Consider the following 20,545-nt stretch of genomic DNA (forward strand, 5'->3'; position numbering starts at 1 on the left):
GCGCGTTTGGTCACCACGGCATTGAATCAGTTGGAGGCAACGGGTGGAACTTACGCCTTGTGTTCGATGTGTATCGGGGTCGGTCAAGGCATCGCTCTCATTATTCAACGTGTTTAGGTAAAATACCTTTCTAAAATCCTTCTTGCTTATGCAGCTGATTTGACCATTTATTTATCTTAATAATAAGGTTTAAATTTTTTGCTCAGGAAGGATGAAGAAGGAATAAAAATACAAGGAATTTTATGCCAACTTTTAGTTCAAATCATGCTGAAATTAATTATCAGACCTTTGGTGATTCTGCCAAACCTGCGCTAATTTTTTCAAATTCTTTAGGCACTAATTTTTCGATGTGGAAACCACAAATTGATCATTTTCAACATGATTATTTCGTGGTTTGCTATGACACGCGTGGTCATGGCGCATCGAGCGCACCTCAAGGCCCTTACACACTTGAGCAGCTTGGACAAGACGTTGTTCAGCTTCTAGATCATCTCAACATTGAAAAAGCAACGTTCTGCGGTATTTCTATGGGGGGTTTAACGGGTCAATGGTTAGCCATTCATCAACCAGAACGTTTTAATCGAGTGATTGTCTGCAACACTGCTGCAAAAATTGGTCAAGAACAAGCGTGGAACGATCGTGCTGCATTAGTGCGCGAACAAGGTTTACAACCGATTGCTTCGACTGCTGCTTCGCGCTGGTTTACTACTGGGTTTATTCAGCGTGATGCGGCCTTGGTTGAAAAGCTCCAAAATGATTTGGCAGCTGGAAGTGCGGAAGGTTACGCAAGTTGCTGTGAAGCTCTATCCCAAGCAGATTTACGTGAACAGCTTAAAGATATTAAGGTGCCTGTACTGGTTGTAGCAGGTCAGCAAGATCCCGTTACGACTGTGGCCGATGCTGAATTTATGATTGAACGCATTCCAAACAGTAAAATGTCTGAAATTAACGCTTCACATATATCAAACATTGAATTACCAAATGAATTTAATCAAATTATTCAACAATTCATGACTTAATCTTAAAACCTTAGATTTTTCAGCCTTACCTAAGTTGTAGGGCTGTTTAAATAATTGACTACAATAGTTTATGAAAAAATAAAATGCTGAAAAGTACTGCGAACCATTTTATTATCTGTTCGAGAAAAAATAGTTTCAATTTCAAATTTATTGAGTACTTATTCATCAGGATTAATTATACATTAGTGTATTGACCTTCTTATTTCAATTTTTATCTATTTGAATAATGGAATTAAATTCAATATTTTGCTATATATAAAATATGCCGTTGAAATCTGTTTTGGAATATTGCAATGAATATAGTACGCCAACAAAATTTTCAATTACGTAAAGAGAAAATTTTAGCGATGGCAGAAACCCTGTTACTAGATAATAATCAAGATATTACTTTAAGCGAATTGGCGTCTGAACTGGATATTGCAAAAGGCACAATTTATAAACATTTTAAAAGTAAGAATCAACTTTATTTAGAACTGATTATTTTAAATGAGAAAAAATTATTAGACATTTCCAAAAAATATAATCACAACATTAAAACTTATCTTTCCCAATACATGCTCTTTCACATGTTAAATTCCAATCGCACTATTTTACTGCACGTGATTGAAGAGCGTTTAACCAATAATGAAAAGAACCTAAAAGAATCTTTTGATGAACTTTACCAAATTCGTGAAGCGCGTATTCTTGAAATTAAAGACATGACTTCTGACTATTTAAAATCTTTAGACAGTGCAATGTCGATCCGTGATTATTTATCTTATATTTGGATGGTCACACATGGTGCATGTTTATTATTAAATTCAACACATTATCAAAAATCAATTGGTTCACGTGAACGTTTAATCACACTCTGCATTAATCAAGCGCTTTTAACACCAGATAAATCATCTTCGATTGAATAATATGGTATATGAATAAAAAATGAGCTACAGATCTTCATTTGATTCTGAATGATCATTTGCTTCACTAATTTGACTAAATAAGTCATAACACATTTGGCGCAACCACTGATGACTGGTTTTATGATGACAAGACATGTGCCAGTATTGTTTTACTGCATATGTTGGAAAAATAATCGGGGCATCAAAAAACTGTAAATTTCCACGTGATAATAAAACTTCACTTAAATAATAAGGCACAGTGGCAATTGCATCCGTTTCTTGAACCACCAGACCAACACCTAAATAACTGGGTAATCGCATTAAAATATTGCGGTTTAATTGTAAATTCAATAATTCATTCTCAATATGGTAATGCCCCATTCCCGCATCAATATCAATATGCGATTCATGAATATACTGCTCTACCGTTAACTTATTTTGGCTCAAACGTGGATGATTCTTTGACGCAATCACCACATAATATTGTTCAAATAATTTTTGTTGATAAAATCCATTTTCTAAATGAGGTAAAAAACCGATGGCGAGATCAATTTCTCCATTGGCCATTTGATAACTGGTTTCAGAAGTAATTGCACGAACACTTAAACGCACATGGGGCGCGTATTTTTTTAAATACTGAGAAATTTTAGGCAATAACACCAAATGTGACACATCTGTCATGGCAATGGTGAACATTTGCTGTGAACTTGATTGGTCAAAATGAACGGTAAAATTATTAATATTTTCGATTTTACTGAGTGCTTCACTGATCAGTGGAAACAATTGTTTAGACAGCTCTGTAGGCACCATCTCATTACCAATTCTTAAAAAAAGTGGATCATGATAGTGTTGTCTGATTTTATTTAATATATTACTCACCGTCGGTTGACTCATCGACAGATATTCTGCGGCAACAGAGACACTCTTATATTTGTAAATATAAAGAAAAACACTGAGTAATTTACAATCAAGTTCAAACACCAATTTTAAATCCTATTTTCCATTTTGATAATTACAATCTATCATCTGCTTTTTGAGCTGTATTTCCAATACTCTTTTTAACCTAAAAATTAAAATAGAACAAAAAACAGTTTGGCTTAAATTCAAATGCTGTTTATTTAGGCCAAACTCTTCGTGACTAAAAAATTAATCTGCAGAAATATCTTCAAATAAAACTGAAGATAAATAACGTTCACCTGCATCAGGTAAAATCACCACAATCGTTTTGCCTGCATTTTCTGGACGATTCGCTAACTGCGCAGCTGCTACCATTGCAGCGCCACTTGAAATACCCACCAAAATACCTTCTTGAGTTGCTGTCTGACGTGCCCACTGGATTGCTTCCGCACTTTCGATCGCAATCACTTCATCCACCAAATCTAGGTCCAAGTTTTTAGGAATAAAATTTGCCCCAATGCCTTGAATTTTATGTGGTGCAGGCGTGATGGATTCCCCTCGTTTGGTTTGTCCAATAATAGGAGATTCGGCAGGTTCAACGGCCACAGAATACAAAGCTTGATTTTTTACTTGTTTAAAATAACGTGAAATACCAGAAATTGTCCCGCCGGTGCCCACGCCTGCAACTAAAATATCCACTTTGCCGCCTGTAGCTTCCCAAATTTCAGGACCGGTTGTTTGCTCATGAATTTTAGGGTTTGCAGGATTTTCAAACTGTTGAGGTAAATAATATAAATCTGGCTGTTCCGTAGCTAAACGAACAGCTTCATCTACCGCACCTTTCATTCCTTTGGCAGGTTCAGTCAAAATCAGATGTGCACCAAAGGCTTTTAATACTTTTCGACGTTCAATACTCATACTGGCAGGCATAGTTAACGTCAGGTCATAACCTTTGGCAGCAGCCACAAAAGCCAATGCAATGCCCGTATTACCACTGGTCGGTTCGACAATGCGCATACCCGATTTCAGTAAGCCTTTTTCTTCGGCATCTGAAATTAAAGCAGCTCCAATTCGACATTTTACTGAAAATGCAGGATTACGACTTTCGATTTTTGCCAATACCGTTGCTGAAGAAGAAATCACGCGATTAATACGAATTAATGGGGTGTTTCCTATAGATTCAGCATTATTGGCATACACGGCAATCCCTAAATTATGGGGGGTGGGAAACGCAGAATCTGTTGTCATTTTCACTCCTTGAGTGCTGTTTTGAATTTTAAAGTATGGGTTTTATCATAAGTCATTTAAACCCGAAAAATATAGGTTTCTCTTTTCATTTTGTTGAACCACGAACCCTTTTAAATGCATTAAAAAAAGAAAAAAATGAAAACATTTGATGTTGTTTTTCTTAAAACGTTACAACTTAAATCCGTTATTTATGATCAATAAGGTTTGTATTTTTTCTTCTTATTGCACACAATATCAATCAAATGATCAATGATTTAGAGAATACAATGTCTGATAAGGGTTATCGTCAATTCTATCGTCAGTTTACGCAAAAAGTTTTAGATAAAATCGTGAGCCCTCAAGTTTTAGGCAATACCACTGAATTAGAAAATAATTTTAATCATGCTTCAGATAAAAAAATCATCTGTTATGTTCTTCAAGATGCTTCTTTAAGTAATACCGTGCTGATTGATACAGAAGCAAAAGCCCGTAAACTTCCTTCAGTTTTTGCCCCTTTGGTCGTTCAAGAATTAATTGAAGAAGATTCAATACTGGCTTTAAATGGTCCCCATAGTAAAAATGAGTCTTATCATTATTCGGCAAAACTCATTCGTTTAATCGAAATTTTAGAAAAATATCCTGAATACGATATTCAACTGGTTCCTGTTACTGTACTTTGGGGACGTTCACCTGAATATGAAGATTCATGGTTTAAAGCACTTTTCTCGGATGCATGGTCTACCCCATCCAAAATTAAGCAAGCTTTCAATATTTCACTCTATGGACGTGAAAATTATATCGAATTTCACAAACCATTGTCCTTGAAAGCCGCAATTGTCAAAGCAAAAACCGAATATCCAAACTTTGCTCCAGCCCATTCAGTGGTTAAAGAACTCAACACCAATTTCTATAAATATAAAGAAGCGATTTTAGGACCTGATCTTTCAGACCGTCGTAATCTTATTAATAAATTAATGAAAACTGAAACTGTACAAGATGCGATTCGCAAAGAAAGTATTGACTATAAAATAAGTATGTTTGAAGCGGAAAATCGCGCCAAAGGTTATTTGACCGAAGTGGTTTCAGATTTTTCCTATTCCACTTTACGTTTTGCAGAACTCGCGTTGACCAAGCTTTGGACACAACTTTATGACGGCATTGAAGTCCATAACTTTGATACTGTGCGTGAGTTGGCCAAAGATTATGAAATCGTTTATACACCCTGCCACCGTAGTCATATCGATTATTTATTGCTTTCTTATGTTATTTTTAACCGTGGTTTAATGGTTCCGCATATTGCAGCAGGAATTAATTTAAACCTCCCTGTTGTGGGTCAAATTATGCGCGGCGCGGGTGCGTATTTTATTCGTCGTACTTTTAGTGGAAATGAATTATATACTTCTGTATTTAAAGAATATTTACACAGCATGCTTTCACGTAATACACCTTTAGAATATTTTGTTGAAGGTGGACGCTCACGAACGGGTTTATTACTGCCACCTAAAAAAGGCATGCTTTCCATGACGGTACAAAGTCATTTACGTGGGGCAACTAAACCAATTGCTTTTATTCCAACTTACTTTGGTTATGAAAAACTGATTGAAGGAACTGCTTATTTAAATGAACTGAATGGTAAACCGAAAGAGGCAGAATCCATTTGGGGAATTTTAAGTTCAGCGCGTAAAATTGAAAAGGTATTTGGTCAAGTCCATGTCAACTTTGGTGAACCGATTTTCTTAGATCAAATTCTAACAACCCACCAAGCCAACCAAATCCAACTCAAGGTAAATGATGAATTACCGAAACCTGTCGTTGAAACCGTTAATGACGTGGCAAATTCAATCTTAGAAAATATTAATAAAGCTGTGGTAATTAACCCTATTTCATTGATTTCACTCATTTTACTCCATACTGACCAGCATGCTTTAAGTCACAAAGATTTAAAACAACAGATCATAGACTATCGACAGTTATTAAAGCTCACGCAATATGACCCAAGAATGATGATGACAGAATTATCCAGTGCTGAAATCATCGAATATGCGATAAAACTTAAACAAGTCGAAAGTTTGAGTCAAAATAATGAACCTTGGATACGCGTAGCAGAAAGCCAAAAAATTCTTTTGAGTTACTTTAGCAATAATATTTTGCATTGTTTTATTTTGCCCGCATTAATCGCAACGCTCATCCATTCTTATCAAAAAATGTCTTCTCACTTCTTAGCCGATAGCATTAAAAATATTTATCCGTTTTTCAAAGAAGAACTTTTCTTAAAATGGAATTTAGATGAATTAGATCATCAAATTACACTGACGGTAAAAAGTTTAGAACAGTTGGGCTGGATTAAAACGCAAGAGCAAAGCATTTCAATCGTAATTGATCCTTCATCAAATCAACACGTGCAAAATAGTCTTTCAACGCTTGCATCATTATGTCGTTCTAGTCTAAATAATATGATGATTATTGCCGCGTTACTTCAACAATATGCTTCTGATGAGTCATTAAATCTAAAAGCATTAGAAAATATGAGTAAAGCCGTATTGCAAAAACTGTCTCAGATGCAAAAAATTAAACTGGGCTATTACTTTGATAGTGCCACTTTAAAAAGCTTTATTTCAATTCTTAAACAGAATCAATTGATCAGTGTTGAACAGGACATTTTTATTCTACATCTCGATTTTGAAGATAAGATATCCGTTATTTTTAAAGGTTTTGATCAGAATATGTATCAAACCATACAGGAATCGGTTAATTTTAGTGAAAAAGAATTGAAAGTATTTAAACAAATAAATAAGAAGTCATTCGATTCGAAATGAGGCATATGCAGATATTTAGCTGAAATTAAATGCCTGACCTATTTATCAGTATTATTAAAATACATTTAATATCAGTTATTTATATTTTTAAAATCATTTGATTAAGACTTCTTAGCACTTTTTATGCATAATATATCTTAAATAGTGATTTAGTTTTAAGTAGGCCTGCTTTGAATACACGCTTAGTAAAGTTATTACCTGCTTGGCAGTGGCTTCAACACTATAATTCAGACAAATTTAAATCCGATATTTTGTCTGCCTTGATTGTGATTGCGATGTTGGTTCCTCAGGGCATGGCTTATGCCATGCTTGCAGGCTTACCCCCGATTATGGGCTTGTATGCCAGCATTTTACCGATGATCATTTATGCCATGGTCGGTGGCAGCCCTACACTCTCTATTGGTCCTGTTGCCATTATCTCCATGATGACTTTTGCAACTTTAAGCCCCTTATTTGAAGTCGGTTCTGCTGTATACATCGAAGCTGCTTGTTTACTTGCGTTGATGGTCGGTGTGATTTCTTTACTCTTGGGTGTTTTTAGATTCGGCTTTTTGATTCAACTGATTAGTCACCCCGTAATTAAAAGTTTTATTATTGCTTCTGCGGTACTGATTGCTTTAGGGCAATTTAAATTCTTGGTCGATATTCCCTTACAAGCCAATAATATTCCTGAATTTTTATTGAGCATTTGGCAATATATTCGCTTTAGTAGTGTTGAAACCTTAATTTTTGGTATTTTGTCGTTACTCTTTCTCATTTTTATCCCAAAACTATTAAACACTCAATCTGTGCAAAACTGGATAGGCAATACCGCTTTTATATCGAAGGCCTTACCACTCGTTTTGGTGGTTCTTTCTATTACAGCAGTGTACTTTTTCAATCTGAACGAAATTGGCATTAAAACCGTAGGCGAAATTCCCTCTGGTTTTCCACCTATGCGTATCCCTCACTGGAATGCCGAATTAATCTGGACCTTGTTACCAGGTGCGGCCATGATCGCCATGGTCAGTTTTGTAGAGTCACTTTCAATTGCACAAGCGACCGCATTACAACAGCGTAGCCAGTTAAACAGTAATCAAGAATTGGTGGCGTTAGGGTTATCAAATGTCAGTGCTGGCTTAAGTTCCGGCTTTCCTGTTACCGGTAGCTTATCGCGTACTGTGGTTAATGCAGATTCTGGTGCTAAAACACCTTTAGCAGGCGTTTTTTCTTCTTTATTAATCATAATCGTCAGTTTATATTTTACTGATTTTTTCCGTGATTTACCGCTCGCGATTCTTGCTGCAACCATTATTGTTTCAATCTGGAAGTTAGTCGATTTCAAACCGTTTATTGAAACATGGCATTACTCTAAAGCTGATGGTATTGCGATGTGGATTACTTTTTTTGGCGTGGTGTGCATTGATATTTCGACGGGGCTGGTCATTGGCATTATTTCAACGTTTATCCTGCTGCTCTGGCGTATCAGTCGTCCACATATTGCCGTCATTGGTTTACTTGAAGGCACGCAACATTTTAAAAATGTCCAACGGCATTCAGTATTAACCTCTTCGCGCGTGATTTCAATGCGGGTTGATGAAAACTTAAGTTTTTTAAATGCACATACTTTAAAAGGTTTTTTAATCAATACCATCAGTCAACATGTAGATTTAGAGCATGTGGTTATCAACTGTTCAAGTATTAGTGCTATTGATCTTAGTGCTTTAGAAATGCTGGAAGATATAAATAATGAATTAATTAAACTGAATATCAAGTTGAACTTTTCTGAGGTCAAAGGCCCCGTAATGGATAAATTACAAGATTCAAAACTGCTGCAACATTTAAGTGGAAAAATTTATCTTACCCATTTTCAAGCAATGCAAGCACTTTCACCCGAGATGCTTTAGATACACCATGATCTCGATTTTTATGAATGATTAAACTTGAATGGCGTTATTCCATATAAAATGCTCAACAATCTACTGTTGACCATAATTTTAAACGCCACTTTTCATGTTTTACCCTGTTAAAGTCTAAAATTACGATTTAAAAAAAATTAAAATACAAAAATATCAACTTTAAAAATAAATACTTAGTTTTTATATAGAAATTATTTTTTAGTCCTTATGCTTTTAGGTATAAAATGCCGACCATATTTGTATTCTTTTTAGTCCTCGTATGTGTAACAAGGCATCTTTATGTTTTCTGCTTTAATGCGTTTGAGTTTAGTCTCTAGAATTATTATCGCTATTATTTTAGGTATTGGCGTTGCTGTTTTATTCCCTAATGTAGCGCCCTACTTAAGCCTTTTAGGTGACTTATTTATTAAAGCACTTAAATCGGTTGCGCCTATTTTAGTGTTTGTATTGGTTTTAGCTTCAATTGCAAATTTTAAAGTCGGTCATAGTGCAAATATCAAACCGATTATGGCCATGTATGCCATTGGGATGTTCCTTGCAGCTTTAAGTGCAGTGACTGCAAGTATTTTGTTCCCGAGTACTTTATTTTTAGATATTCCGACACAAACTGACTTACAACCACCCGGTAGCTTGATCGAAATTTTAAAGAATTTGCTTTTAAGTTTTGTGGCAAATCCTATTACTGCGATTGGTGAAGCAAACTTTATTGGTATTTTGGCTTGGGCAGTTGCACTGGGTGTCGCATTTCGTCATGCAAGTGATACCAGCAAAGTACTGTTAACTGATGCTGCAAATGCGGTTAATCATGTGATTCGGATTGTGATTAATTTCGCTCCTATCGGTATTTTTGGTCTGGTGGCCGTGACTTTTGCTGAAGCGGGTTTAAGCACCTTAGAAAGTTATATTCAATTACTTGCTGTGCTGATTGGAACCATGTTCTTTGTGGCTTTGGTTATCAATCCAATCATGGTGGCTTTTGTAACACGTTCAAACCCTTATCCTCTAGTGTTTACATGTTTACGTGAAAGTGGAATTACTGCATTTTTCACCCGTAGTTCAGCTGCGAATATTCCTGTCAATCTAGATTTAGCCAAACGCTTGGGAGTTAAAGAATCGACTGCGAGTGTTGCTATTCCTTTAGGTGCAACTATTAATATGGCAGGTGCTTCTGTCACCATTACAGTTTTAACTTTAGCTGCTGTAAACACTTTGGGTATTTCTGTCGATTTTACAACGATGTTGGTGTTATCGGTTTTAGCCACAGTTTCAGCGTGTGGTGCATCTGGAGTTGCGGGTGGTTCTTTACTATTAATTCCTGTAGCTTGTGGTTTATTCGGAATTAGCTCAGATATTTCTATGCAAGTGGTTGCCATTGGCATGGTCATTAGTGTATTGCAAGATTCGACTGAAACAGCATTAAACTCTTCTACTGATGTGTTATTTACTGCTGCAGTTGATCTGAATTAAGCGCAGTGGATCTAGAAATGCTGAATGATTAAATCTTTTTAAGATATTCAGATTTTGTTCAAGCCTATTTAGTTAAACTGAACTTTAAAAAGGATGATCGATTTGAGTGTGAGTGTCTTGAATTAAATTTCTAATTCATTTGATTGCCATTTTATTTTAGGAAATTGCCACTTTAACAAGGAATATCATGGTGAAATTCCTTACTAAAGTGGCTTTTTTATACTTGTTTTTTGTATTGCCCTTTCCCATCAGGCTTTACTTTTAATCAGCATCAACATGCATTTAACCCATAGAATATTGATTAATCATAAAGCTCTCACTGATTAATCAAGCTGACTGTTCTAATTCAATCATTACGCTCAAATTTCTGCGTGGTTAATTTCTAAGCTGTACACCGTATATTGAGGCTTGTATTTTGGTTATCATGCTCATCAGAAGTCATTTCGGAATTTATCATGGTCAAAAATGCATTACAGGCCCAATTACTTAAAGCGGGCTTAGTTGACAATAAAAAGGCAAAAAAACTCTCTAAACAAGCTGTTCATGAGCAACGTACAGGTCAAAGTGAAGAAGCAGAGTTAAAAGCGAAAATTGCACAAGATAAACAAGAAAAATTGGCTAAAGATCAAGCACTAGACCTCGAAAAAAAGCGTCTATTGCAAGGTAAGGAATTAAAAGCCGCTATTATTCAAATGATTCATCAGCATAAAATTATGCAGACAGATGGCGATGTGTCTTATCAATTTATTGATGAAAGTAAAATCAAAAAAATGTATTTGAATCAACAAATTTATAATGCGCTGGTTTCAGGTTCATTGGTGATTGCAAAAGATGGTGAAAGCTATGCAATTTTACCCAAAGCTCTGGCAGAGCGTATTAATGATAAAATGACGGGTTTTATTATTGTCAATAATTCTGAAAAAAATGAACAGATTACAGATGAAGAAGATCCCTACGCAGCCTATGTTATTCCTGATGACTTAATGTGGTGATTATTTTCACTTCTATTTTATTTAGTTTTTAAAAGCCTCAATGCTGATATCCGTATCGGCATTTTTGTCATTCACGGTTCAAAAATTAGAGACTGACGCGCAATCAAGCATGAAATATATAAGCCTAAACAAGAATAAAGAGACGTATTATTCATTTTCTTATTTTTCAACTTTTAAAACTTTGCAAAAAACAGGTTACTTCCTTTTGATTCATGTATATAAAACGTTATCTTTAATGATGTAATAAACATAACTATATAAACTATAAAGAATTTTTAATAAAGCTATTGAAGGTGTAATTTGCAGCAGTTTAACTTTATTCAAAATATTCAAGATTGGTCAGATCAATATCCTTGGTTAGAAATGCTGACGTCTTTAACACTTTTGATTTTATTCGCTGTTTTGGCAAATTTAATTGCTAAACAAATCGTGGTACGTGGTATTCGAAAACTTGTCAGTAAGATGAAATCGGCAAATTCTCATATTTTTGCTCAACATAATGTGATTCGTCGAATTTCAAATATTGTGCCTGCGCTGGTGATCATGAATGGAATAGCCACAATTCCACACATTTCAGAAAAGCTAATCACAATTATCCAAATGGCGGCTCAAGCTTTTATCTTCTTGACTTTGGCTTTAGCAATTAGTGAATTTCTGAATATTTTTAATTTAATTTACCAACGTAATCCCAAGTCTAGAAATAAGCCGATTAAAGGCTATTTGCAACTGGTTAAGCTCATTCTTTATATTGTCTGCGGTTTAATGATTTTAGGTACATTCCTTAAAAAGGATGTGTTTACATTACTTGCGGGTTTCGGTGCCATGGCTGCGGTGCTGATGTTGGTATTTCAGAATACGATTTTATCCTTGGTGGCCTCAGTACAAATTTCATCTTACGATATGGTGCGTATTGGCGATTGGATTGAAATGCCAACACTAAATGCAGATGGTGATGTCATTGATATGTCATTACATACGATTACCGTTCAAAATTTTGATAAAACATTTACCACTATTCCGACCAACAAATTGGTAACAGATACCTTTAAAAATTGGCGTGGTATGGCTGATGCAGGCGTTCGACGTATCAAAAGATCGATTTTTATTGATCAGAGTAGCGTTCACTTTATGACACATGAAGAGCAACGTAAACTGAAAGAATTTTTATTATTAGATCAATATCTCAATACCAAAAATCAAGAGCTAGAAGTGTTCAATCAGCAATTGAGCAATCCATCACGTTATAATCAGCGCCGCTTGACCAATTTAGGTACATTTCGTGCCTATATAGAGTTTTACTTGAAACAACACTCAGGCATTGCTCAAAATCAATCCTTAATCATTCGTCAGCTGCAACCCACCAGTGAAGGATTGCCACTTGAAATCTATACTTTTACCAATACGACAGCGTGGAAAAATTATGAAGAAATCCAGTCGGATATTTTTGATCACTTAATTGCCATTATTCCTGAATTTGGTTTACGCATTTACCAAGCTCCTGCCGGCATAGATTTTCAGACAATGCTGCCTTCTTCTGACATCAATGATTCAGACTTACATGATCTTCATCATGGTACATCTAAAGTTTAACCATTTTGAAGTTTGAGACTGTATTCCATTTTCTAAATTTAAAATAATTAAAAACCAAGCGCTCAATTGAGCGCTTGGTTTTTATCAATACTTTCACTTTTAGAGCTATAAATTTTGATATCAAAGCGACTTAATTTGATACGAACTACGATTAAAGAATAATTTCCCAAATAACAGCTTGATCTTCAACTTCATAAAATCCAATAATTTCATGATGTTCATTAAATTTAGGAATAAACTCTTGATTGTGTAAGTCATAATATCCAGCATTATCTTGAGCTTTCGCTAAAGTGACTTCATCTCCAAGTACCTTGTTAATAGTACGTTGTTCACCAGACGTTGGTTTTTGAATGGTATACATGAAATTTCTCCTTCATTATTTTTCTATCATAGCCATTCTAAATTGCTTTTTTGATTTCATTTATAAGGCAATCTGTAATGATTTAATTGTAAAAGATCATCTGTATAAGCAAAAAATATGGATAGAATTGAATCAAAACTTTTAAGTATTGTAAATTAGCGCTTAAAATTACGATTCACGTTGTATGATTCAATTTAATATTTAAAATTAAGGGATAAAAATAATGAAATCGATTCATATTATTTTATTCAGCTTATGCTTTGCTTCTTATACGGCGCAGGCAAGTTCAGAACAAGCATGGAAAAAAAATGATCAGAACTTAAAAACAGCATGTATAAAAGCCAGTCAATTAAAAAAAACCAAGGTGGTCAGTGACATTATGCCCTTTGATGATCGTGTAGGATATTCAGCGATTCTGTTAGAAGGTCGCTATCCTCAAGCCCATATGAAAAATCAGCTTGGACGAGAATTATGTTTATGGCAACGTACCAAACAGAAAGCGTTTATAGTTGAAGCAGATACATTATTAAAAACGAAAAAATAAATGTACAATTGAATGATACTGTTGGAAAACACTTAAATTGAGTAATGTCAGTTCATCATGATATTGACTGACGTTAAAATAAATTAAAAGCGTAAAATCAACAGTTACGCTTTTGAAGAAATTATAGCATCAAAACTCTTTAACTAACCGTTAGGCAGTACTATCTAACTCAGAATCCTGAATTTTTAGGGTTTCAAAACCATCTGGCTGTTTACTCAAGAGTTCAATAAAAAGTGGAATAGTTTTCAAATTTAATAAATAAGGATTGAAATCATCAAGATGATGTTCAGAAAAGAAGTTTAAAACTTCTTTGTGAAAAATAGCATATTTCATATGCCAGTCAGTAAAAATGCGGGTCTCAATATTTTCTAAAGACAAAATTTCACAATTTTCATGACGAGGATCTCTTAAAATTTTCTTGTAAAAAAGATGTTCTACTGTGTCTTTTTCACCTTCTAAGCACTGTACAAAATAATTATTGCCATAATACAACGCGCCATAAATGCGGTTCGGTCCATTAAAATTTAAGGCCTCAGTCAAAATATTGTACAACTCATTCATGGAATTCGCGGTACTTTTTAATTTACTTACATATAATAATCTTATGTCATTCATAGTATTTACCTAATTACTTTTTAAAATCTGAATAAAATTCAAAAAATGAATTGATACAGACATTTTCTATACACATGACATAAGCTTAAAAAAAATGATTCCAATCATAATTTAGACTTCGAATGGCACTGATTGTTATATAAAAGAGTGGTTTAAAGTCTATCCTTTCTAATCTATAGACTTAAACAGATGATCACCAAGATCATTTACTTAGTCTCGATGAAACCACTCACTTTACCTTTACTGCCAACCATTAAAATGGTTGTTCCTCCAAACTTGACTAGGTATTGAAATCAAGTAGTGCTCTCTGGTCTGTTGACAACAAACTAAACTTGTAAAACGTTGTAGGGCATTTAAATGACAATCATCATTTAACGATTGGATCAACCACAAATTGCACTACGACCTCATGACTCATGAAGCGCGATAACAGCATTATTATATATTTAAATACCCCATTATTATACTAAATGATCAAATTACGCTTAGCATTCGGGCTGGTACAAGCCAATAAAAAGGCACTACACGATTTAAGATAAATGCTCATATCCTTAGAAAAGCGATTTAATTCATCATGATCCGAGCTGTTCATTTTGTGAGATGATTTTTTTTATACGTCAATTGAAGGCATTTTATTTTTGTATCTAATTACTCTTTTTGAATCCAATTTAACTTAATTCGCTGACTTAGCTCATGTATTGCTGCTATTTAAGACATGCTAACTTGGCTGAATTGAATATCATATCGAGTTTGTTTTTTAAGACGCTAGGTTGTGCTTTAATCGTACTTTGTCTATAAAACTGAACGTTTTACTTTCTCTGAATATCAGGTAGCTCAGCATCATAAAGTTCCATCTGAAGTGTTCTGGACACGACTAAATATTTGCATGGGAATTTTGTGTGTGTGCAAATAAAAGAGCAAATGCCCTATTGGGAATTAAAGGTATAAGTTATGTTGCAGTTGTTTAATTTTATCAATAAAAACAATAACTTATTATTTATTAATTTCATCTAAGGTGTAAAAAAGGCGCAAAATTTTAAATTATTTAAAAGGAATGAATAAAAATGCAAACATGGCTTTACTTTTATATTGAACTCACTGTGAAAAACAGGAAGTTTTTCTTATAAAGAAGTGGGTGATCTTTTTGGGGTATAAGGCTCAATGAAATATTGCTCTGCCACAATAATTTTATACATGCTTATCATTTTACGACAAAAAAAACTCTATACGATGACCCAAGATGCCACTTTTTGACAGACTTATCATTTGATTAGTAAAGCTTTTACTCTAATAATGTGAGCTATGTTTCAGAAAGGATCCGCTGAAACTATAAAAAAAATATTGCACTTTAGGGAAGTTAGTATGAGTCAAATTTTTAAAATAGTAGTACCTTTCGCATGCTTGTTATCTGCAAATTTAGCTTACGCAGATTCTACAAATTACAAGCGTTGGGCGGTCAGTGCGGGTTGGATGCATGTGATGCCACAGGGAAAAGCCAATTCCACCCATGTCACAACTAGTGTTGAAGAAGGCGGCAGCTATGGCGTTGGGTCATTATGGGGTGCGGATCTTGGGAAATATGCAATTAATAGTGATGAATTAACTGGTATGGGCAAATTGATGTTTAACAGTTTTGTCAAAAACAGCCAAACAAAGCCTGAATATAAAGTACCTAACAGCCTCATGAATGGTGCGAAATCTGATATTTCAGGAATTTCAGATTATACTGCTACGGGTGGTATGGAAGCTGAAAATACTGATACCTTGGGCTTAACCCTGAGTTATTTTGTGAATGATAATGTTTCTTTAGAATTGATCGGTGGCATTCCTCCAAAAGTCGATATTAAAGGTGTGGGTGAGATTAGAGCCGTTGCATTATCTACTGCTAATTCACCTCCGCCACTTGGAACACCGCCTACTTATTTAAATGGTTTAAAACTGCTTAAAGATACCTTAATTACTGATCTTGGTGCACATGGTAAAGTTGCTGAAGTCACTGCTTGGACTCCAGCAGCTACCGTTAAATACCATTTTGGTACATCAGGCAAGGATCGATTCCGCCCATTTGTTGGAGCAGGTGTTACATATGGTCATTTCAATAAATTAAAACTCAATAGCGGTGTAGAAGAAGACTTAATTCAAGCTGGCTATATGATTGATAATATTTTAAGTGGTCGTGCAGGAGAAGCGCTACATGGCGGTAAAGGCAGTTCTACTGCCACGCCTGAAGTTAAGGTTAAAACTAGTGATGCTTTTGCACCGGTGTTTACTGCAGGCTTTACTTTTGACTTTACAGAACGCTGGTTTTCCACAGGTTCATTAAGCTATATGCCTAACTTTAATAATGTGGCCACGGTTACAGTCACAGATACCACAACAGGAACAGAGTTGATTAAATCGACCACTAAAATCGACTTAGACCCATTAGTGACTTATGTGGGTGTGGGCTACCGATTCTAATTTGTAGAAATGAGTAAGAAGAAAATACTTTCTTCTTACTCAATAATTAACAAAATAGCCCTCACTTGAGGGCTTCTCTGAATCCATATCTTTCTCAATTAAAATAATCAATTAATTTATCTTGCAACTGCTCATATATTGCGATCAAGCAGCTGCAAACTCTCAATCATGCTGAGGGTTTTTTTTTGATTTATTTTTGTTCTTTCAATGGCTGCTCAGGTTCTTCATTTGGCTTTTTCTGTGGATTAGGGTTTTGATAGGTCTTCTGATCCCCCTTGTCATCATTCGATTCTTTATGCGGATTTGATTCTTGATCTTGCTTGCTAGTCATATCGACTTCCTCATTTTATATAACTAACAAATAGATATGACATGTACAGCTCAGCATCAATAAGATTTATGTTACGCATGATGTTTTAATTCACACATCGCACACAAACAGTGACATGCACTTTTGTTGAAATCGAATGCGCTATACAACATGACATTACCGCTTAACTTAATTTCCTGCCACACCACATTTACTTAAGTGCATCTTTTTGATGCTTAAAATAAGTTTTACACCCTTCTAAGAAATCTTTATTAACATTGAAACAGTTAAACAAATGGTTTATTTGAAAATAAATCGCTTATTTCGCATAAGATGTATTATGTTGATTCTAGGGAATCTTAAAACTATGACAAATAGAGTTAAGAGAAATATTTATTCATGGATGTAATGAGAAAATTGAGAAAAAAGGAGATAACGTTGGTTTATCTTTCTATGCCTTTTTCAAGAATAAAAACGATAATCCTGAGCTCTTAATGGAAGCAGCTAGTTGGTGGATCATGCAACATAAATTAGATCATTTTGAAAAAGCTGTAAAAATTAAAGCTCTTGTTTTAAGTGAGTCTTAGCTTAACTCAGCATGATAGCTGTTATACGAAATTAAAAAGCCCTGATCTAATATTAAGGCTTCATATAATCCGTATTATATTAATTTTAGAACAAGTTAACTGCTTTTTATCGTATTAAAGACTTTATAGGCTGCCTTTATGCGTTCTTCATTGGGAATCTTTTTATTCATCAACATCACAAGCCCAAAATTTTCTTCTGGAACAAAGAAAACATAAGTTCCAAAACCATTCGTAGAACCTGTTTTATGGAAAACTTTGGACTTTGCCTGAGTGGTTTCCTTTACAACTGGGTTTGATCGCATAACAACTTTTTCAGAATTACTTTCTTGTAAAATCTCTAAAGTTGTAGGATAAGAAAAAGTCTCCCACCCAAGTGCTTGTGTCATGTTTCCAAGCTTAAAATATCCTTTATGTGTTTCTAAAATAGCTTTCTTAAAATCAGAATTAGATTTTTCTGGATTCAAATTTTTATTTAAAAATTTAAGCATATCTGGAAGTGAAGATTTAACGCCATAAGCTTGAGCATCTAAAGCACCGGGGCTAACTCTAATAGGCTGATTCAGCTGATCATAACCAAAAGCATAATGTTCTTTTTGTTCTTTAGGCACATTGACATAAGTATGATTCATGTTAAATTTTGGAAAAATCACATTTTCTAATAATGATGTGAAAGGAACTTTCATTGATCTTGCTGCTATTTCGCCAAACAATCCTATACTTGGGTTTGAATATTGACGATATTGACCAGGGGAATTCTTGATATGCCAATTTTGGAAATATTCTAAAACCTGCTCATCTGTGTTTACATTATCTGGAAATTGTAATGGTAAGTTACCACTCGTATAAGTTACTAATTCTAGTAAGCTAACCGTGTTAATCTCTGATTTTTGTAATGCAGGCCAATATTTACTTGGGTGATCTTGGAAAGATAGTTTACCTTGGTTCTTAGCATAAGCACCTGCTGTTGCAGTAAAAATTTTACTTACAGAACCTAATTCAAAAATAGTCTGGCTATCAACCGCTTTATTATCAATATCAGATTGAATACCATAATATTGTTCGTGATTTTTTCCCTTATAAATAACACCTACTGCCATTCCTAACACCCCATATTTTTCCATAAGTGGCTTAAATGACTGATTGATTGTTGTCTCAATATTATCCTTATTTTTTTCCACATCATAAGCATTAGAATAGGTGCTCAATCCTATAGCCAAAGTAAAGAAGCTAAATCTAAAACTTTTCTTAGTTACAGATAACATTCCTAGTATTTCCATCAATTATGCAAACCGCTATTTTGCCATCTATCTAAAATCTACTATTTAATAATTATATTAATTTCCATCCATTTAACATAATGGCGCTTATACGAAACAGTCCTCATTTAATTTCATTAATTCACACACTGAACACAAACAGTGACATGTACTTTTGTTGAAATCGAATGAGCTTTGCAGCCTGAAAGTAGGATGCACAGCGTTAAAAGCTTAGTTGCGCTTTTCATAATCAATAAACACATGGGCCACAGCTTTAGCAGCTACCCAGTATCGTGTATTAAATTGAGCCAACTCCGCTTCATTCGATATAAAACCAAGCTCTACAATTAAGCCGCCATTGCTAATAAAACCAAGCTTTCCACGTGCTGACTGACTCTGATCAATCCAACCTTTGTCACCACGCAAGCGACTGCCAAATGCATCAGCTACCGCCTTAGATAGCGCTTGAGCTAGTTTCTTGTCTTTTGGTAATGCAATCGTTTCAACACCATTCGCTTGTTTTGAGGCTGCAGCATTCATGTGGAATTCAACTGCTACGGATGATCCTTTAATCAGTTTAATTGCTGAGTTTAAGTCTTGATTGAGCGTGCCGACCCCATCGGTTTTATATTGAATTCCTGCTTCACGTAAATAGTATGCAACAGCATTCCGAAATTGAGAGACCAGTTCAGCTTCTTTAAATTTTCCATTTACTGCACCAGGATCTTTATTTGAATGTCCAGCTGTAACTGTGACAAATGGCTGAATATCGCTATGCAGTTCAGGCTGCTTTTTCAAACGCGCAAGCACAATACCCACACCAACAAAAATGCCTACATATTCCTGCCATTGTTCAGGAATTAGATCTTTTAAATCCTGCGGAATGATATTCCATACTCCCAAAAATTGCTCTGCGAATAAAATTAAGACGTCAAAAAAGGCGCTAATTGCGCCAACTTGTACTGACTTGAGTTTCCAAGCCTTCTTCCAGTTTTCCAGAAGTAGTCTTTCTCGTCCATAAATTGCACCCATTAAAAAACCTCCCGAAGGAGGTTTGTTTTAATATGTATTTACTCTTGATTGATTACTATTCTGTGTACATTGATACTGTCAGGAGTTGAACGTAATTCACTGCCATAGATACCCTCACTTATACCCATACATTCTTTAAAAAACCCATTCGCAAATTCTAAACTTATTATTTTTGAATCTTTAGGAGAATCAGCGATCGGAACTTCGTAAGCATTGACCACAAAAATCTCAAGCGTTTCTCTTGTTTCTTTATCAACCAAACCAAGAGCGTTATAGATTTCTGTTAATGATACACCTTTCTGTCTCGCTACCATTATTGTTCTGGCGATTTCCGCCCCACCAGTGCAAAGGTCGCGACTTTTCTCTAAATCATCTGTTTTGCTTTTATTGGGAGCATTCGCCCCATAACTATAAATACTAAAAAATAAGCCAAGTATAAGTAATATTTTATTCATAAATCCCCCACCCCAATGAGGGAAATATAACATGAAAATAAATCAATTATTAACGAATTGTCTCACCAAAATCACTAACAACTTGTGCAACTTCTTGTGCTGTACGTAAAGGCTTTTTTTCTTCTAATGCCTTGATGT

19 protein-coding genes are annotated in these 20,545 nt (G+C 34.8%); 11 read left to right on the forward strand and 8 right to left on the reverse strand.

Translation table 11 applies throughout. The features are described from left to right. From GA0116959_RS10585 to GA0116959_RS10595, 3 genes are all read left to right on the forward strand, one after another. On the forward strand, positions 1–117 hold a 117-nt coding region (locus GA0116959_RS10585), incomplete at its 5' end, for a hypothetical protein (protein ID WP_092721055.1). 125 nt (positions 118–242) lie between these two features. Further along, entirely contained in the window at positions 243–1,019 is a 777-nt protein-coding gene (gene pcaD, locus GA0116959_RS10590; protein ID WP_092720664.1) for a 3-oxoadipate enol-lactonase, read from the forward strand. Between the two features lie 293 nt (positions 1,020–1,312). Further along, positions 1,313–1,921, forward strand: coding sequence for a TetR/AcrR family transcriptional regulator (locus tag GA0116959_RS10595; protein ID WP_092720665.1), 609 nt, complete (start codon positions 1,313–1,315; stop codon positions 1,919–1,921). A gap of 24 nt (positions 1,922–1,945) precedes the next feature. Here GA0116959_RS10595 and GA0116959_RS10600 read toward each other — a convergent pair whose 3' ends face one another. Both GA0116959_RS10600 and cysK read right to left on the reverse strand, forming a co-directional pair. Further along, complete coding sequence (locus tag GA0116959_RS10600; RefSeq protein WP_092720666.1) at positions 1,946–2,881, reverse strand: LysR family transcriptional regulator; 936 nt, start codon at positions 2,879–2,881, stop codon at positions 1,946–1,948. Between the two features lie 165 nt (positions 2,882–3,046). Beyond that, the gene (gene cysK, locus GA0116959_RS10605) at positions 3,047–4,045 is read right to left on the reverse strand and encodes a cysteine synthase A (protein WP_092720667.1); all 999 of its coding nucleotides are present in this window, start codon (positions 4,043–4,045) and stop codon (positions 3,047–3,049) included. A gap of 266 nt (positions 4,046–4,311) precedes the next feature. Between cysK and plsB the strand changes: the two genes are divergently transcribed. The 5 genes from plsB (at position 4,312) to GA0116959_RS10630 (ending at position 12,787) form a co-directional block, all read left to right on the forward strand. Then, complete coding sequence (gene plsB, locus GA0116959_RS10610) at positions 4,312–6,840, forward strand: glycerol-3-phosphate 1-O-acyltransferase PlsB (protein WP_092720668.1); 2,529 nt, start codon at positions 4,312–4,314, stop codon at positions 6,838–6,840. A 170-nt stretch (positions 6,841–7,010) separates the two neighbouring features. Next, the gene (locus GA0116959_RS10615) at positions 7,011–8,726 is read left to right on the forward strand and encodes a SulP family inorganic anion transporter (RefSeq protein WP_092720669.1); all 1,716 of its coding nucleotides are present in this window, start codon (positions 7,011–7,013) and stop codon (positions 8,724–8,726) included. A gap of 291 nt (positions 8,727–9,017) precedes the next feature. Further along, positions 9,018–10,205, forward strand: coding sequence for a serine/threonine transporter SstT (gene sstT / locus GA0116959_RS10620; RefSeq protein ID WP_092720670.1), 1,188 nt, complete (start codon positions 9,018–9,020; stop codon positions 10,203–10,205). A gap of 455 nt (positions 10,206–10,660) precedes the next feature. Beyond that, complete coding sequence (locus GA0116959_RS10625) at positions 10,661–11,197, forward strand: DUF2058 domain-containing protein (RefSeq protein ID WP_053577872.1); 537 nt, start codon at positions 10,661–10,663, stop codon at positions 11,195–11,197. 300 nt (positions 11,198–11,497) lie between these two features. Beyond that, the gene (locus tag GA0116959_RS10630; protein ID WP_092720671.1) at positions 11,498–12,787 is read left to right on the forward strand and encodes a mechanosensitive ion channel family protein; all 1,290 of its coding nucleotides are present in this window, start codon (positions 11,498–11,500) and stop codon (positions 12,785–12,787) included. Between the two features lie 151 nt (positions 12,788–12,938). On the opposite strand, the gene GA0116959_RS10635 is transcribed toward GA0116959_RS10630, so the two are convergent. Continuing rightward, positions 12,939–13,148 (reverse strand): hypothetical protein, encoded by a 210-nt coding sequence (locus GA0116959_RS10635; RefSeq protein WP_053577870.1) that lies wholly within the window; start codon positions 13,146–13,148, stop codon positions 12,939–12,941. Between the two features lie 223 nt (positions 13,149–13,371). Between GA0116959_RS10635 and GA0116959_RS10640 the strand changes: the two genes are divergently transcribed. Then, positions 13,372–13,692: a hypothetical protein gene (locus GA0116959_RS10640; RefSeq protein ID WP_092720672.1), complete on the forward strand. Its 321-nt coding sequence runs from the start codon at positions 13,372–13,374 to the stop codon at positions 13,690–13,692. Positions 13,693–13,842: 150 nt separating this feature from the next. On the opposite strand, the gene GA0116959_RS10645 is transcribed toward GA0116959_RS10640, so the two are convergent. Beyond that, positions 13,843–14,307, reverse strand: a complete 465-nt coding sequence (locus tag GA0116959_RS10645; RefSeq protein WP_092720673.1) for a BLUF domain-containing protein — start codon at positions 14,305–14,307, stop codon at positions 13,843–13,845. A gap of 1,362 nt (positions 14,308–15,669) precedes the next feature. On the opposite strand from GA0116959_RS10645, the gene GA0116959_RS10650 reads away from it, so the two are divergent. Then, entirely contained in the window at positions 15,670–16,767 is a 1,098-nt protein-coding gene (locus GA0116959_RS10650; protein WP_092720674.1) for an OmpW/AlkL family protein, read from the forward strand. A gap of 190 nt (positions 16,768–16,957) precedes the next feature. Here GA0116959_RS10650 and GA0116959_RS14290 read toward each other — a convergent pair whose 3' ends face one another. After that, positions 16,958–17,098: a hypothetical protein gene (locus GA0116959_RS14290; protein ID WP_171256908.1), complete on the reverse strand. Its 141-nt coding sequence runs from the start codon at positions 17,096–17,098 to the stop codon at positions 16,958–16,960. A 353-nt stretch (positions 17,099–17,451) separates the two neighbouring features. Here GA0116959_RS14290 and GA0116959_RS10655 point away from each other — a divergent pair, with 353 nt between their 5' ends. Beyond that, a complete protein-coding gene (locus GA0116959_RS10655) occupies positions 17,452–17,664 on the forward strand; it encodes a DUF6500 family protein (protein WP_092720675.1) in 213 nt (70 codons plus the stop codon). A gap of 95 nt (positions 17,665–17,759) precedes the next feature. Here GA0116959_RS10655 and ampC read toward each other — a convergent pair whose 3' ends face one another. From ampC to GA0116959_RS10670, 3 genes are all read right to left on the reverse strand, one after another. Next, positions 17,760–18,926, reverse strand: a complete 1,167-nt coding sequence (gene ampC, locus GA0116959_RS10660) for a class C beta-lactamase (protein ID WP_092720676.1) — start codon at positions 18,924–18,926, stop codon at positions 17,760–17,762. A gap of 225 nt (positions 18,927–19,151) precedes the next feature. Continuing rightward, complete coding sequence (locus GA0116959_RS10665; protein ID WP_092720677.1) at positions 19,152–19,952, reverse strand: N-acetylmuramoyl-L-alanine amidase; 801 nt, start codon at positions 19,950–19,952, stop codon at positions 19,152–19,154. 38 nt (positions 19,953–19,990) lie between these two features. Beyond that, on the reverse strand, positions 19,991–20,407 hold the full coding sequence (locus GA0116959_RS10670; RefSeq protein WP_141684230.1) for a hypothetical protein: 417 nt from the start codon (positions 20,405–20,407) through the stop codon (positions 19,991–19,993). Positions 20,408–20,545 lie beyond the last annotated feature (138 nt).

The organism is Acinetobacter albensis, from assembly GCF_900095025.1.
In the GTDB taxonomy this organism is placed as follows: domain Bacteria; phylum Pseudomonadota; class Gammaproteobacteria; order Pseudomonadales; family Moraxellaceae; genus Acinetobacter; species Acinetobacter albensis.